Origin of the sequence: Amycolatopsis japonica, assembly GCF_000732925.1 — a bacterium.
GTDB classification, from domain to species: Bacteria; Actinomycetota; Actinomycetes; order Mycobacteriales; family Pseudonocardiaceae; genus Amycolatopsis; species Amycolatopsis japonica.
The window spans coordinates 7,592,366-7,606,651 of the sequence record NZ_CP008953.1 but is presented as its reverse complement, the minus strand read 5'-3'; the positions used below and the strand labels follow the sequence as shown (position 1 = coordinate 7,606,651).

The 14,286-nt window shown below is 68.4% G+C and carries 15 protein-coding genes; 2 read left to right on the top strand and 13 right to left on the bottom strand.

Going from position 1 to position 14,286, the window contains the following annotated elements; translation table 11 throughout:
- Positions 1-2: 2 nt before the first annotated feature.
- The 12 genes from AJAP_RS35050 to AJAP_RS34995 form a co-directional block, all read right to left on the bottom strand.
- Entirely contained in the window at positions 3-1,238 is a 1,236-nt protein-coding gene (locus AJAP_RS35050) for a DegT/DnrJ/EryC1/StrS family aminotransferase (RefSeq protein ID WP_038519534.1), read from the bottom strand.
- A complete protein-coding gene (locus AJAP_RS35045) occupies positions 1,207-2,784 on the bottom strand; it encodes a GMC oxidoreductase (RefSeq protein ID WP_038519531.1) in 1,578 nt (525 codons plus the stop codon). Before AJAP_RS35045 ends, AJAP_RS35050 begins: the two co-directional genes overlap by 32 nt.
- 19 nt (positions 2,785-2,803) lie before the next feature.
- On the bottom strand, positions 2,804-3,190 hold the full coding sequence (locus tag AJAP_RS35040) for a cupin domain-containing protein (protein WP_038519529.1): 387 nt from the start codon (positions 3,188-3,190) through the stop codon (positions 2,804-2,806).
- Positions 3,187-3,906 (bottom strand): cupin domain-containing protein, encoded by a 720-nt coding sequence (locus tag AJAP_RS35035; RefSeq protein ID WP_038519526.1) that lies wholly within the window; start codon positions 3,904-3,906, stop codon positions 3,187-3,189. The genes AJAP_RS35040 and AJAP_RS35035 overlap by 4 nt, the downstream gene beginning before the upstream one ends.
- Positions 3,899-4,300, bottom strand: coding sequence for a cupin domain-containing protein (locus AJAP_RS35030; RefSeq protein ID WP_038519524.1), 402 nt, complete (start codon positions 4,298-4,300; stop codon positions 3,899-3,901). The genes AJAP_RS35035 and AJAP_RS35030 overlap by 8 nt, the downstream gene beginning before the upstream one ends.
- On the bottom strand, positions 4,297-4,623 hold the full coding sequence (locus tag AJAP_RS44640; protein ID WP_038519521.1) for a cupin domain-containing protein: 327 nt from the start codon (positions 4,621-4,623) through the stop codon (positions 4,297-4,299). Before AJAP_RS44640 ends, AJAP_RS35030 begins: the two co-directional genes overlap by 4 nt.
- Positions 4,620-5,036 (bottom strand): cupin domain-containing protein, encoded by a 417-nt coding sequence (locus AJAP_RS44635; RefSeq protein WP_084098432.1) that lies wholly within the window; start codon positions 5,034-5,036, stop codon positions 4,620-4,622. The genes AJAP_RS44640 and AJAP_RS44635 overlap by 4 nt, the downstream gene beginning before the upstream one ends.
- A complete protein-coding gene (locus tag AJAP_RS35015) occupies positions 5,033-5,290 on the bottom strand; it encodes a phosphopantetheine-binding protein (protein WP_038519518.1) in 258 nt (85 codons plus the stop codon). Before AJAP_RS35015 ends, AJAP_RS44635 begins: the two co-directional genes overlap by 4 nt.
- Position 5,291: 1 nt before the next feature.
- On the bottom strand, positions 5,292-6,920 hold the full coding sequence (locus tag AJAP_RS35010) for a (2,3-dihydroxybenzoyl)adenylate synthase (protein WP_038519516.1): 1,629 nt from the start codon (positions 6,918-6,920) through the stop codon (positions 5,292-5,294).
- 1 nt (position 6,921) lies between these two features.
- Positions 6,922-7,965, bottom strand: coding sequence for a ketoacyl-ACP synthase III family protein (locus tag AJAP_RS35005; protein ID WP_038519513.1), 1,044 nt, complete (start codon positions 7,963-7,965; stop codon positions 6,922-6,924).
- Positions 7,962-9,308: a salicylate synthase gene (locus AJAP_RS35000; RefSeq protein WP_038519510.1), complete on the bottom strand. Its 1,347-nt coding sequence runs from the start codon at positions 9,306-9,308 to the stop codon at positions 7,962-7,964. The genes AJAP_RS35005 and AJAP_RS35000 overlap by 4 nt, the downstream gene beginning before the upstream one ends.
- 66 nt (positions 9,309-9,374) lie before the next feature.
- Complete coding sequence (locus AJAP_RS34995; RefSeq protein WP_148311744.1) at positions 9,375-10,520, bottom strand: 3-deoxy-7-phosphoheptulonate synthase; 1,146 nt, start codon at positions 10,518-10,520, stop codon at positions 9,375-9,377.
- A gap of 324 nt (positions 10,521-10,844) precedes the next feature.
- Between AJAP_RS34995 and AJAP_RS34990 the strand changes: the two genes are divergently transcribed.
- A complete protein-coding gene (locus tag AJAP_RS34990) occupies positions 10,845-11,306 on the top strand; it encodes an Rrf2 family transcriptional regulator (protein ID WP_228694726.1) in 462 nt (153 codons plus the stop codon).
- Positions 11,307-11,824: 518 nt separating this feature from the next.
- Positions 11,825-13,318, top strand: a complete 1,494-nt coding sequence (locus AJAP_RS34985; protein WP_038519506.1) for a DHA2 family efflux MFS transporter permease subunit — start codon at positions 11,825-11,827, stop codon at positions 13,316-13,318.
- Positions 13,319-13,388: 70 nt separating this feature from the next.
- Here AJAP_RS34985 and AJAP_RS34980 read toward each other — a convergent pair whose 3' ends face one another.
- Entirely contained in the window at positions 13,389-14,135 is a 747-nt protein-coding gene (locus AJAP_RS34980; protein WP_084098429.1) for an SDR family NAD(P)-dependent oxidoreductase, read from the bottom strand.
- Positions 14,136-14,286: the final 151 nt, after the last annotated feature.

Sequence of the window (14,286 nt, the reverse complement as noted above, 5' to 3'; positions counted from 1 at the left end):
GTTCACGTCCTCGCGACCACTTCGTTGACGGCTGATTTGACTGCGGTGGCGACGGCCTCGATCTCGTCGGCCGTCGAGAGCGGGGTGATGCCGAATCCGGCGCCGAGATAGCCGTCGACCACGCCGACGGACAGCGTGATCGACCGGCCGAGGATGTCGTCGGTACGCGGCAGCATGTGCGGCTCGTACCGGACCTCGGTGGGATGGGCCTGGCAGCCGAAAGGATGTTCCGACGCGGTGGGCATGCGACGGCTGATCAGCTGGGGCATGTTCCCGTAGTAGTGACGGCCGGAGTCGATGAGCGTGGAGGTGCCGAGCTTGGCGGCCACCGCCCGCGCCGTCTCGACGGTCTCGAACCGCAGGACGAGGAAGGAATGGCATTCGCCGTCCGGATCGTTGAGCCGCCTCCGCTCGACGCCGGGCAGCTCACCGATCGCCTCGGCGAGCGCGGTCTTCTGCTTGCGCAGGGTTTCCAGGATGAGATCGATCTTGCGTAGCTGGCCGAGCGCGACGGCGCCGCTCAGTTCGTGCATCCGCAGGTTCAGCCCGAACAGCGAGTCGGCGTCGGCGATGCCGTGGCGCATCGGTTTGAACCCGTGGTCGTGGAAGGCGAAAGCACGTTCGTAGGCGTCGTCGTCCGCGATCGTGAGAAGCCCGCCGTCACCGCTGGTGATGATCTTGAAGAGGTTGAGGGAAAAGGCGCCGGCGTCGCCGACGGTGCCGAGTGCGCGGCCCCGGTACCGTCCGCCGGTGGCCTGGGCGGCGTCCTCGATCAGGAACAGGCCGTGGTCGTCCGCGATCCGGCGCAGCTCGTCCAGCGCGGCGGGCGCTCCCAGCATGTGCACCGCGAGAATGGCCTTGGTCGCGGGGGTGATCCGGCGCGCCACGTCTTCGGGGTCGAGGGTCAGCGATTCGTCGATCTCGGCGAGCACCGGGACCGCGCCGCGGTGGACGATGGCGGCGATGGACGCGATGAACGTGTAGCCGGGGACGATCACCTCGTCGCCGGGGCCGACGCCCAGCGCCGCGAGCGCGGTGAGCAGCGCGGAGGTGCAGCTGTTCACCGCCAAGCAGTGGGCGGCGCCGGTCCGCTGCTCGAATTCGCGTTCGAGCGTGAACACCATGGACGGTTCGGCGTCCTCGTCGAACCGGTACCTGTTCAGCTGCCAGGTGTCCAGCGCACGAGTGACCAACGCCTTCTCTTCGTCACCGAGGAACAAGTAGCCCGGGCCGCTCATCTGCGCGCCTTTCCGCCGAGGATGGATGTTCAGTGCCGAGAATTCCGCGCGCCGCCCGCAACGCCATCGCGACGCTGGTCAGGGTCGGGTTGCTCGCGTTGGGGGTCGGGATGAGGCCGTTTCCGCCGAGATAGAGGTTTTCGACGCCCCAGACCCGCGAACCGGGGTCGACCACGCTGGTGTCCGCGTCGGTGCCCATCCGGGTGGTTCCCGCGATGTGCAACGGAAGCGTGGGAACGATGAACCGTGGTTCCGACCCCGGCAGGTACGACCCGAGCGCGGCCGCGGCCCGCCGGAGGTCCGCCATCATCCGATGCTGCCGTTCGCGATCCCGTTCGCCGAGCGAGAATTCGAAGCCCGGTCGCGGCAGGCCGAAGACGTCCTGTTCGGTGTCGGAGAACCGCACCCGGTTCTCCGGGCGCGGGTCGACGAGCCCGAACCAGCGCAGGTCGACCACCAGCCGCTTGTCGATTTCCCGGTTCGGCACCAGATCGGCGTAGGGCAGGTCGCGATGGATCTGGCAGTGCCACGGACGGTCCGCCGACACCGGGATCCAGACGTTCGGATCGGCGTCGTCCACCGGGATGGGCAGGGGATCGGCGGGACGGCTCGCCCGGTGGGCGGCGACCCGGTCGGTGAAGCGCTCATCGGCCGTCACGCGAGCGACCAGGTCGTCGCCGAGCACGACCTGGCAGAAGGCGACCGGCTGTTCGGTGAGGTAGCGGCCGAGCGCCGGCGGGCGGATACCGGAGGCGTACAACAACTGGGGGGTGAGCACGGCGCCACCGGCGAGGACGTACGTTTCCGCCACGACCCGCAGCGTCCGCCAGTCGCGGTGGTCCTCGATCTCGGCGTACTCGATCCGCCCGCCGTCCGCCGACGGTACGAGACGGCGGCACAGATGCTGTTCGCGCAGCACGAAATCGTCCCGCCCGCCGTCCGCGAGCGGGCCGAGAACGGTGTCCGTCCCGGTCCAGCGCACGAGCCGCGGGTTGTCGGCACGGCGCCGCGCCGCCATCGGCAGATGCCGGACCCCGTACGCCTCGGGCAGCTCGCGGTACTCCGAAGCGAGCGCGTCCAGGACGATCCGATGCGAGACGGCGTCCGCGGTCAGGTCGGTTCCGGTGTGAAGCAGAGCCTCGGCGTCGTCGTAGAGCCGGTTCCACTCGGCGGCGGTGAAGGCGTCGGACAGTTCGACCGCCGGGTGGTGCCGTGGGGTCACCCCGGTCCAATGGGTGGCCATCCCGCCGACCGCATACGTGGCGACGCCCGCGTCCAGGCTGATCAACCGGCCGGGCTCGGCAGGTTCGGCGGCCGGAACCGACAGCGGGTGCAGATGCCCGCTGACCAGACCGCCGAAGCGCTCGTGGCTGTGCTGGTAGGCGAAGTGGTTCTTCAGGTGCTCGCCAGGACGGCTGGAGAGCTGCGGACCGGCGTCCACCATCATGACGCCGCGTCCGCCTTCGACGAGCGTGCGCGCGAAGGTCGCGCCCACCGGCCCGGAACCGACGACGAGAACGTCGACCTCGATTCGCTGGTGACTCATGGGACTCTCCTTTCCCTGGTCAGTCGGACGGGGTCCGGGTCGGCAACCGCAGGCTCACCGAAGCGGGCATCAACGCCAGGAACAGCATTTCCAGCGGGGAGTCGCCGACGTTCCGCCAATGACCGGCCGACGCGTGCGCGCAGAAGACCAGTTCGCCTTCGCGGGCGAGCAGCGGGTCTTGGCCGTCCTCGACGAACTCGGCCTCGCCGCGAAGCACGAACCAGGCTTCTTCGATGTCACTCCGGCCGCGTCCGTCGAGGACCGCGCCCGGTGCGAGCCGGACGAAATCGAAGGATTCGCATTCACTGAACAACATCCCGCGGCGCCCGAGGCACCGCCATACCGCTTCCCCGGCGTCGCCGTCGAGGGTCCGGGTGAGTCCGTCGCCGGAGTCGGAGACGATCATTCCGCACCTCCCGCGTCAGCCGGGACGACCAGGCTGACCACGAAGAACTCCAGTCCGTCCGGCCCGCCCTCGACGGTGACGGAACCGCGGAACGGCACCCCGACCGATACCCCGTAGCGCAACGGGACGGTGGTGGACCCGGACTTCGCGGATCCGGTGCCGTCGAGCGTGAAAAGCACGTGCTCTTGCTCGTCGGCCACCAAGGTCTCGGCCTGCCCTGGAGCGAGCTCGATCAGCCGGGCCCGCCGAAGCGGCCCGGACAGATAGTCCAGCGCGTCGACATCGCGGACCTCACGGAGCTTGATCACCTCGGCGCGGTCGCCGCTGGTGTCCTGTGCGGGTACCTCCGGCGCCATTCCCGGGCCGGAAACCTCGATGACCAGCCAGATCAGGTCTTCGTCACCGACATTGCGGATACCGTGCCGGGTGCCGAGGCAGGTGGTGAGCAGATCGCCGGCGGTGACCGGATGGTCGACGCCGTCGATCGTCATCACACCGCTGCCGGAGACCACGTAGTCGAATTGCTCGGTCCGGCTGTGCAGGTGCACGCCGCTGGCCCCGCCCGCGGGCAGGAAGGAACACTCCACCGCTTCCCATGCCCCGAACAGATTGTTCCGCCTGGCAAGGCATTTCCACCGGGCGACCTTCTCGCCGCCGTGCATTTCGTAGACCTCGGACAGCTCGTCCAGCGTCGTGACGGTCAGCCGGTCAGCCATGGTCGGCTCCGGTCAACGGCGCGGGCGCCACCGGGATCCGGGCGGGGAGCCGGTCGGTCACCGCGGTGGGCAGCACCGCGAAGGAAAGCAGTTCGAGGTGACCGGTGGACGGGTTGTGCAGCGACCCGCGCGTTCCGCCCGACCAGAGCACCAGGTCGCCAGGGTGCAGCGGGACGGAATCCTCGGTACCTGGCCTGAATTCCCCTTCACCGCTGAGCACGAACCAGACCGCGTCGACCCCTTCCCTGCCGCGTCCGTCCCGCGTCCCGCCCGGCGGCAGGCGGAGATAGTCGAAGGCCTCGCATTCGCTGTGCAACATCCCGCGCCGGGCGAGGCAGCGCCACGCGCCGCCGTCCTGGCTCCGGCTCAGTCCCTCGGCGTTGGTGACGATCACCGCGCCGCCCCGGCGGTCTGCGGTGTGGTGAGGCTGGCGATGAACAGTTCCAGGCCTTCGTCGCCCGCTTCCACCGTGACACTGCTGCCCAGCGGCAGGGTCAGGGCGACGCCGGCGCGCAGCGGCACCGTCGTCGATCCGGTCACCGCGGTTCCGTTGCCGCGCACGATGAACAGGGTGTGCTCCTGGTCCTCGGCGATCAGCGTCTCCTGCTGGCCGGGCTCGAACTGCGGCAGCCGGATCCGGCCGAGCGGCCCGCTCAAGAAGACACGCGCGTCGATTTCCCGTACTTCACGAAGATTGATCACCACGGCGTTGCTCATCGATTTCCCCCGTTTTCGGTCAGTTTCTGGTGTTCGGAATAAACGGCGGCCATAAGCGGGCCGACCACTTCGACGACCAGCCAGGTCAGCCGGTCTTCGCCCGAGTTGATCAGGCCGTGCCGGGTGCCGATGCCGTTCAGGATCAGGTCACCGCCCCGCACCGGGTGCTCCTGACCGTCGAGGAGCATGGTCCCCGTGCCGGAGATGATGAAATAGAGTTCTTCGGTCCGGGTGTGCACGTGTTCGCCGCTGATCCCGCCGGGCGGTAGCGCGGCCCATTCGACCGCCTCCCACGTGCCGAACAGGTCATGGCGGCGGGCGAACGCCTTCCATTCGGAGGCGCCGTCCGCGCCGTGCACGCCGTGGACCACCGACGCCTGGTCGAGGTCGGCGACCACCATGCCGCGGCTCATTTCCGCAGTCCGTCGAAGTGGGCGAGCCAGCCGTTCAGCGTGGGAGCGGAAGCCAGCTCTTCGAAGACGACCGGCACCTTCGCCCGGCGCCAGCGACCGACCAGCCGCATCATGTCGATCGAGGTCAGGCCCTGCAGGATCAGATTGGCGTCGGCGGGAACGTCCTCGGGCCGGGTGTCCAGCAGCGGGGCCAGGAGTTCGCGCAGTTCCTGCTCGCCGGGTGGTTGCGTACTCGACGGGGAATCGGTGTCCATGTCAGCCTTTCCGGTTCGTTACCGACAGACGGGATCGCTCGGCGAGCCGCACCAGCGCCACCTTGTCGACCTTGCCCAAGGGGGTGACCGGGAGTTCGTCGACGAACTCGACCCGGTCGGGAAGCTTGTAGCCGGCCAGCCCGCAGTCGTGCAGGGCCCGCTTGAGGTCGGGCAATGACGGGCGTTCGCCCGCCACCACGAGATAGGCGCAGGTCCGTTCCCCGAGGAGGTCGTCCGGCACGCCGACCACCGCCGCGCGGAGCACTCCCGGATAACCGAGCAGGTGCCCTTCCACCTCGGCCGCGGAGATCTTGTCGCCGCCCCGGATGATCACGTCCTTGATCCGGCCTTCGATGACCAGATCACCGTCGGCGGTCAGCCGGGCGAGATCCCCGCTGCGGTAGAAGCCGTCCTCGGTGAACGCGATCGCGTTGTGCTCGGGCGCGCGGTAGTAGCCCCGCAAGGTGTAGGGGCCGCGGGTGAGCAGTTCGCCGATCTCGCCGTCGGCGACATCGCGGTCGTCCGGGCCGACGATCCGGATTTCGTCCTCTTCGGACAGTGGCCTGCCCTGGGTACCCAGTACCACCTCCGGTGCGTCGCCGAGCCTGGTGAGGGTGAGCAGTCCTTCGGCCATGCCGAAGACCTGCTGGAGCTCGCAGCCGAGGACCGGGGTGATCCGCTCGGCGACCGACCGCTGCAGTTTGGCGCCACCGATCTGGACCACCCGCAGGCTCGACAGGTCCGCCTCGGACCACTCCGCCGCCTCCAGCCACAGCTGGGCGATGCTCGGCACCACCGAGGTCACGGTGACCCGCTCGCGTGAGATCAGGGCGAAACAGTCGTCGGCCGTCGGGTCGTCGGCGAGTACCACCGTGCCGCCGGAGACCAGCGTGCCGAGCACTCCGGGGCAGCCCCAGGTGAAATTGAACTCCAGCGGCAGGACCGCGAGGTAAACGTCCGAAGTGGACATTCCGAGCACCGCGGACGTGGCGCGGATCTGGTAGGCGTAATCATCGTGGGTGCGCGGGATGACCTTCGGCAACGCCGTCGTCCCGCCGGAGAGCAGGAAGAACGCCGCGTCCGACGGATCCTGCCCGGGGAGCTCGACCGGTTCCGCGTCCACCGTGGACAGATCGATGACATCGCCGCCCTTGCCGCTGAGGCTGAACAACAGCCGGAGCGAGGGCGCTCCCGAGCGGACCTCCTTCGCCAGCACCCGGTGGTCGAACCCGCGGTGCACCCCGGGCAGCACATACGCCACCGCGCCGGTGATCCGGCACAGATGCCCGATCTCCTGCGAGCGGTGCGCGGTCAGCGCGAACACCGGTTTGGCGCCGAGCCGGAACAGGGCGAAACACACCGCGACGAACTCCGGCACATTGGGCAGCTGGACCACGACCCGGTCGCCGGGGGAGATGCCGTACCTGGCGAAGCCCGCCGCCATCCGATCCGCCCAGCGGTCGAGTTCGGCGTAGGTGATCCGGCGGTCGCCGTGCACCAGCGCGATGGCGTCGCCGTACTCGGCGGCGGCCGTCCGCAGCAGGGTGCCGAGTGTCTCGCCCCGCCACAGCAGGGCTTCCCGGTAGCGCCGCGCCGGATCGGCGGGCCAGGGGGTGCATCCTTCCAACACGTCAGTTCTCCGTCGCTGGCTGAGGGGCGGTGAGGATTTCGACGACGGCGGCGCCCATGGAGGCGCCCGCTCCCGAGGACACCAGGAGCACGCGGTCACCGGGGCCGACCTGTCCGGAGGTCCACAGATGTTCGAGGCCGAGGAACACCTCGGTCACCCCGGCGTGCCCGACTTTCCTGATGTAGTCCCAGATCCCGCGGTCGGCGTCGATCCCCAGCGGATCGAGGAACATCGTTTCCAGCGATTCCCAGCCGAAACCGGGATGCGCGACCCTCGCGATCTCGTCGAAGGTGACATCCGCTTCCTTGAGCACCGACTCGGTGACGGCGACGATCTTGTCGCCGAAGTAGCCGATGGGCGGGGTGACCCCCTGCGCCCATTGCTCGCGCATGTACTCCCGCCGCTTGGTGAAGTCCAACGGCTCCCCGACGGTCACCCCCGGCGGGAACAGCGGGTCGCCGCCGCGGTCGAGCGCCTCCATCCGGGCGTCGGACACCGAACCGATCGCCAGCAGCCGGGCGAATCCGCCGCCGCGGGACAGGGCCACCGCCGCGGCGGAGTCGGCGAGCACGAACGCCGAGGAGGTGCGCCAGCGGTCCACCAGCGGGATGGAGAAGTTGTCCGCTGCGGTCACGAGCGCGGACGGGTGGCTCGGATTGGCCAGCAACCGGGTCGCGGCGAGTTCGAGCGCGGCCAGCCCGCCGAGGCAGCCCTGTTTGACCTCGATCGCCGGGATCGGCCGGTCCAGGGTGTTGTTCAGGATGTAGTGCGCGGGCGACCAGGCGTCCGGGCCCTGGTGATGGGCGTGGCTGTGGAACAGGACACCGAAATCGTTCGCGGCCCGGCCGGAACGCCGGATCGCCACGTTCGCGGCCTCGACCGCCATGTCCGGCGCGGGCGTCGACCCGGCGACCGTGACCGACAGGATCCCCGACGCCTCGCGGTCCGCCTCGTCGTACCAGCCTCGCGTCACCGCGGATTCGGTGCTCACCCGGTCCGGCAGGACGCTGCCGATCCCGGAAAGGTAGACGTCCTCCGTCCTCACGCGGGCACCTCCGCCTTGATTTCGGCGGCGACCAGGAAACGCGCGACGCTGTCGAGCTTCTCGCAGGTCTCCTCGAACTCCCGGTCCGGCTGCGACCGGCCGACGATGCCCGCACCGGCCCTCAGCCAGGTCCGGCCGTCCTGGCGGTAGACGGTCCGCAGCACCAGCGCGGCGTCCATCGCTCCTGACTCGTCCACGGTCAGCACGGCGCCGCTGTACAGGCCGCGACGTTCGGTCTCATAGCGGCGAATGGCCTCGTACGCGGCCTCTTTCGACACCCCGGACGCGGTCACCGCGGGAAAGACGGCGGAGAAGGCGTCCCAAGCGTCGTGACCGGCGGAGAGCTTGCCGGTCACCCGGGAGGCGATGTGCTGGACACTGCCTCGTTCTTCCAGCGTCATCAGGTTGCGGACACCCACCGAGTCCGGTTCGCAGACGGTGAGCAGTTCGTCGTTGCCGACCTTCACCGAGATCGCGTGCTCGTAGATCTCCTTCTCGTCCGACAGCAGTTCCCCGCGCAGCCGGTCGTTGGTCGCGGCATCCGCGGTGAGCGCCCTGGTGCCGGCCAGCGGCTGGCTGACGACCGTGCCGTCCTCGGTCACGCTGACCACGATCTCCGGGCTGAAACCGGCGGCTTCCAGGCCGCCCAGCCGGATGAGGAAGGACCGGGCCGGGGTGTTCCGGCGGCGGCCGAGCACATAGGTGCCGACCAGGTCGATGTCCTCGTCCACCTGTACGAGCCTGGACAGGATCACCTTCTGCAGCCGCGCGTCGGCGATGTCCTGTACGGCGCCCGCGACCGCGGCTCGGTACTCGTCGCGGCCGGTCTGCCTGACGTCCAGCGGAACGGCGTCGCTCTCACGGCCTTCGGCGGGGCGGCCGAGCAGGTCGACGAGGACGGCGAGGGTGTCGGGGTCGGTGGAGCGCACCCATGCCCGGCCGGAGCCGACGCGCACCTCGCTCTTGGGCACCACGAGATGCAGCAGGGGCTGGTCGTCCACATGCTTCAGGTCGCCGTCCTTGGCGTAGGACAGCTCGAACGTCGCGGCACCGTAAGCCCGCCAGCCCCGGACGGGCACCATCCCGAGCAGTTCCTTGACCTGACGCAACGGCCGATCACTCCAGGGCAGTCGCGCGGTCCGCACGCCGCCGAGCCGGGCCCCGTCCCGGTCGAGCGTCACCTCGGCGAGCACTCCGCCCGCATAGGACCACTGCCCGTCCTTCTCGTAGATGACGAATTCGCCGTGCGGGCCCGCCTCGGCCAGCCTTGCCGACACCTCCAGCGGATCGCCCGCCACCTCGATCGACGTCTCGACGTAGTGCGCCCACTCTGTCCCGCCCATTACAAAGCCCTCGATTCTGCTGATACGACGACAGGAAAGGAATACGGATCCGAATCAGCCCTGGTGCTACCGGCGCCAGGCGGAAACCACTTCGATGGCCTGTTTCGGGTTGAGCCTCGGATCACAGAAACTGGTGTATTTGTCGCCGACATGGCCGATCATCGACTCGTCGGCGACACATTCGGTGACCTCGTCGGGAGTGGTCTCCAAATGCAGCCCGGCGGCCACTCCCCGTCCTTCGGACACCGCACTCCTGAATTCGAGGATCTCCCGTACGACGGTTTCCACGAACCGGGTCTTCAGCCCGTCCGGGCCGCTCACGGTGTTGCCGTGCATGGGATCGGTGAGCCAGCCTGCCCGATGGCCGGCCTCGCGGACCGCGGCGACCAGTGGTGGCAGGCGCTCGGCCGCCTTCCCGGCGCCCATGCGGGAGATGAGGGTGAGCCTGCCGGGGACGCGGAAGGGGTCGAGGCGCTCGCAGAGCGCGACCAGCGCGTCCGGCGTCATATCCGGCCCCACCTTGCAGGCGATCGGGTTGTCGATCGTGGCCAGCAGGGCGGCGTGGGCACCGTCCGGCTGGTTGGTGCGGTTGCCGATCCATGGCCAATGCGTCGAGGTGAGGAGCCATCGGCCCGCCTCGGTCCGGCGCAGCATCGGCAGCTCGTAGTCGAGCAGCAAAGCCTCGTGGCTGGTCCAGACCGACGCCTCCGGCCGTTCGCCGTTGCGCAGACGCAGGTACTCCATCGCCGCGTTCGCCGCGTCGTAGCACTCGAGCAGGCGCTCCGGATCCGGCCTGCGAAGCACGGGATCCGGCTCCGGGCTGTTGACCAGGTGACCGCGATAGACGGGCAGGTCGACGCCGCCGACCCGCTCGGCGGGCCGGGACCGCGGCTTGGCGAACTGGCCCGCGATCCGCCCCACTCGCAGTACGGGTTTGCCGGTGGCCATCTTCAACGCCCCGGCCAGCATGTCCAGCAAGGCGATCTTGCGGGCCACGTACCCCGGCGTGCATTCCGCCGGATCCTCGGCACAGTCGCCCGTCTGCACGACCAGGAGTTCCCCTGCCGCGACCCTCGACAGGTGAGAACCCAGCTTGTGGACATCGTCCGCGTACACCAGCGGCGGCCGATCGGCGAGTATCTCTCTCACCATTCGCACATGCTGGTGATCGGGCCATTCCGGCTGTTGCAAAGCCGATTCGGCCGAAATCACCGGTAGATCACTCCGCACCAGAGCCTCCCCCAATGAGCCGAGTTCGCCGGAATTCGATCGCTTGATCGGCGGCGTTCGACCATTACTTAATCGCTGGGCATGAGCGGCGAATTCACTCGCCAGACACCGCTGAATTTTCGCGGCGGATTCGATCACCGAATCTATCAGAACACCGGGCACCTGAGTAGATCCGCGGTTCCCCGCCGTCTCGCCAGCGGGACAAATGCGGCCCGCCCGCTATCGGCGACGAATCCGGCAGTCGCCGGTCGTTTGACGTCCGCCTCAACTGAAACTATGCTGGTTGCAGTTTCGAAGGGGGGACAGGTGGCTCTCAGCAGCAGGAGCGCGGCAGCCATTCACGCGCTGACGATGCTGGCGCGCTGGGACGATTCGCTGACCTCCGCGGAGATCGCGGACAGTCTGGCGAGCAATCCGGTGCTGGTCCGGCGCATTCTCGGCAGCCTCCGTGACGCCGGGCTGGTGCGGTCGACGGAGGGACGTGGCGGCGGTTGGACGCTGGCGCGTCCGCCGGGGGAGATCACGCTCTACGACGCGTACACCGCGGTCGAGCAGGGGCCGATCCTGACCCGCCATGCCCATCCGCCCAGTACGACGTGCGATGTCGGCCGCCATATGCGCGCGCTGCTCGACGCGGAGTTCCGGGAAGCCGAACAAGCCATGGAAGAACGGCTCGGCCGCACGACGATCGCCCATCTCGTCCAGCAGGTGCTGGCCAAGGGACGCGAGCTCGCCCGCGAAGAAGGTCTTCGCGCCGGCCGCGTCTGAGGTCCAGAGCCCTGGGCTGGCGTCTCGGGTTCTCGGGGGAGGGTGTCTTGGCGTGCGTGGGTGGCGATGTCGCGTGATCAGCGGGACGACACGCGTGACGGGATGGACGACACGCGTGTCCAGGGGGACGACTCGCCGTGCAGCCCGGTCGCGCCCGTGTCGTCCGTTCAGTCACGCGTGTCGTCTACCCGATCACGCGTGTCGTCCGTCCTGTCATGGGAAACGAGAAGCGCCGCAGGCCGGAACACCTGGGGTGAAGGGACTTTCTTCGCATGCGATGACGCGGTTGTTCAGTCGAGACTGGGCCGATCAGGCCCACCACAGCAGAACCCGGTCAAGTCCATCCATAAAGGACGGTCAATGAGCGTGAAACGTCTGATTCGTACCTATCGGTGCGGTGTTCCTGCCGCTGCGCGTGGGCTGAGGGCGCCAGCGGAAGTACATGAAGGACCCCTTCCTTGCGCCTAGGTACAGGAAGGGGGCCTTCATGTACAGCGGAGACGACCAGAACGGAAGCCATGTCCTCGAAATCCAACCCGTGGCCCGCGCTCTACGCGGTCATCGTCGGTTTCTTCCTGCTCCTGCTGGACATGAGCATCGTCGCGGTGGCCAACCCGGCGATCATGGCGGATCTGCACGCCGACATCTCCCAGGCGATCTGGGCCACCAGCGCGTACCTGCTGGCCTACGCGGTGCCGCTGCTGATCACCGGACGGCTCGGCGACCGCTTCGGCCCCAAGAACGTCTACCTGCTCGGCCTGGTGGTGTTCACCGGGGCCTCGCTCTGGTGCGGAGCGTCCACCAGTATCGACATGCTGATCGCGGCGCGCGTCGTGCAGGGACTGGGCGCGGCCCTGATGACGCCGCAGACCATGGCCGTCATCACCCGGACCTTCCCGCCGGACAAGCGCGGCGCGGCCATGGGGCTCTGGGGTGGCGCGGCCGGGCTGGCGGCGCTGGTCGGCCCGATCGTGGGCGGCGTGCTGGTGGACTGGCAGGGCTGGCAATGGATCTTCTACGTGAACGTGCCCATCGGCATCCTCGCCTTCGTACTGGCGGTCTGGCTGGTGCCCGCGCTGGAGACCCGGGAGCACAAATTCGACATCACCGGGATGGCGCTGTCCGCGATCGGCATGTTCCTGCTGGTGTTCGGTATCCAGGAGGGCAACGCCAGGAACTGGGACCTCGTCATCTGGGCGCTGATCGTCGCCGGGGTCGCCGTGCTGATCCTGTTCGTCGTCAACCAATCCCGCAACACGCGGGAACCGCTGGTCCCGCTGAGCCTGTTCAAGGACCGCAACTTCTCACTGTCCAATGTGGCCGTCACTTCGATGGCCTCGGCGGTGAACGGCCTGTTCGTGATCGCCTACTTCTATCTGCAGCAGGTGCGTGACCTGTCACCGACGAAGTCGGCGATGGTCTTCGCGCCGATGGCGATCCTCACCGGCTTGCTCGCGCCCTTCGTCGGCAAGATCGCCGATCGGCTGCCGCCGCGGATGATCCCGACCATCGGTTTCGCCTTGTTCGCCGGGACCTTGTTCGGCTATACGTGGGTCATGACGCCGGATTCGTCCCTGGCGCTGTTCGTCGTCCTCGGCGCGATCGCCGGTATCGCGAACGCCTTCGTCTGGGCACCGCTCGCGGCCAACGCGATCCGGAACCTGTCCATGCATCAGGCGGGAGCCGGCTCCGGAGTTTTCCTGACCACCCGCCAAATGGGATTCACGCTCGGCTCGGCCGCCATCAGCGCGCTGCTGTCGACGCGCATCGCGGCACAGGGACTTCCCGCCGGTCCGATCGGCGAAACCGGTGACGGCACCAGTGTGCGCGACCTGCCACCCGAACTGCGCGAAACGGTGCTGCACAAGCTGAGCAGCGCGCTCAGCCAGTCCATGTACCTGCCGGCGTTGGTCCTGCTGATCGGTTTGGTGGCGTCCGCGCTGTTCGTGGGACGGCCCCGCGCCGCGGAAGTCTCGACGGCGCAGGCGGAGAAATCCCCCGCGGGGCGTTGAAGCCCCACACACCACAGAATGCGGAAAAGCCCCTTTCGCTTCGGCGAAAGGGGCTTTTCGGTCGATCGGCTCAGACGGTCTTCATCATTCCGCCGTCGATCACCAGATCCGCACCGCTCATATTGGCCACCTTGCCGGAGGCGAGGAACACCACGAGCGCCGCGATCTCCTCCGGGTCGGCGAACTCGCCGGTCGAGGTGCCGACGGAGGCGGGCAGCTGATCCTTGAAGGTGTCCAGCGTGGCACCGGCTCGTTTGGCGATCATTTCGCCGGGACCGCCGGGTGAAGTCCACAGATCGGTCCACACCGGGCCGGGTGAAATGGTGTTCACCCGCAGACCCTGTCCGCCGAACTCCTCGGCGAGTGCCTTGCCGAGATTCGACACCGCGGCCTTGACCGCGGATTGCGCGACCAGCCGCGGCTGGGGCAGTTTCGCGTTGACCGAACTGATGTTGATCACCGCGCCGCGGCGCTCGAGAAGGCTCGGCAGCGCGGCCCGCGTCGCACGGACATTCGACATGAACGTCACATTGAAGGTGTGCAGGAACGCCTCGTCGTCGAGCTGGAGAAATCCGCCGGGCGGCGTCGACGTGCCCGCGACATTGTTGACCAGCAGATCGATTCCGCCATGCTGGTCGAGAGCGTGCCGTACGACGCGGGCGGGCTCGTCGGGATGGCCGAGATCGGCCTCGAGCGCGTCCGCGGTCAGTTCCTTCAATCCGGCGGTGACGGTGCGGCTGCCCGCGACGACGGTGTATCCGTCTTCGACCAGCGCGCGAACGATCGCGAGGCCGATCCCCCTTCCGGCTCCGGTCACTACAGCGACACGTGTTTTCTTCGTCGTCATGAGAGGTGTCCTCCACCGCTTCAGCGGCAATAGTCGTGCTGGATCGAATCCCGCATTGGCCCGAACAGGCGACCGCCCCGGAGGTTCGTCCCGCCAGCGGGACGAACCTCCGGCCGTCGAT

Coding starts and splice junctions, on each gene's coding strand:
- AJAP_RS35050 (WP_038519534.1), bottom strand. CDS start 1,238: ATGAGCGGCCCGGGCTACTTGTTCCTCGGTGACGAAGAGAAGGCGTTG.
- AJAP_RS35045 (WP_038519531.1), bottom strand. CDS start 2,784: ATGAGTCACCAGCGAATCGAGGTCGACGTTCTCGTCGTCGGTTCCGGG.
- AJAP_RS35040 (WP_038519529.1), bottom strand. CDS start 3,190: ATGATCGTCTCCGACTCCGGCGACGGACTCACCCGGACCCTCGACGGC.
- AJAP_RS35035 (WP_038519526.1), bottom strand. CDS start 3,906: ATGGCTGACCGGCTGACCGTCACGACGCTGGACGAGCTGTCCGAGGTC.
- AJAP_RS44640 (WP_038519521.1), bottom strand. CDS start 4,623: ATGAGCAACGCCGTGGTGATCAATCTTCGTGAAGTACGGGAAATCGAC.
- AJAP_RS44635 (WP_084098432.1), bottom strand. CDS start 5,036: ATGAGCCGCGGCATGGTGGTCGCCGACCTCGACCAGGCGTCGGTGGTC.
- AJAP_RS35015 (WP_038519518.1), bottom strand. CDS start 5,290: ATGGACACCGATTCCCCGTCGAGTACGCAACCACCCGGCGAGCAGGAA.
- AJAP_RS35000 (WP_038519510.1), bottom strand. CDS start 9,308: ATGGGCGGGACAGAGTGGGCGCACTACGTCGAGACGTCGATCGAGGTG.
- AJAP_RS34985 (WP_038519506.1), top strand. CDS start 11,825: ATGTCCTCGAAATCCAACCCGTGGCCCGCGCTCTACGCGGTCATCGTC.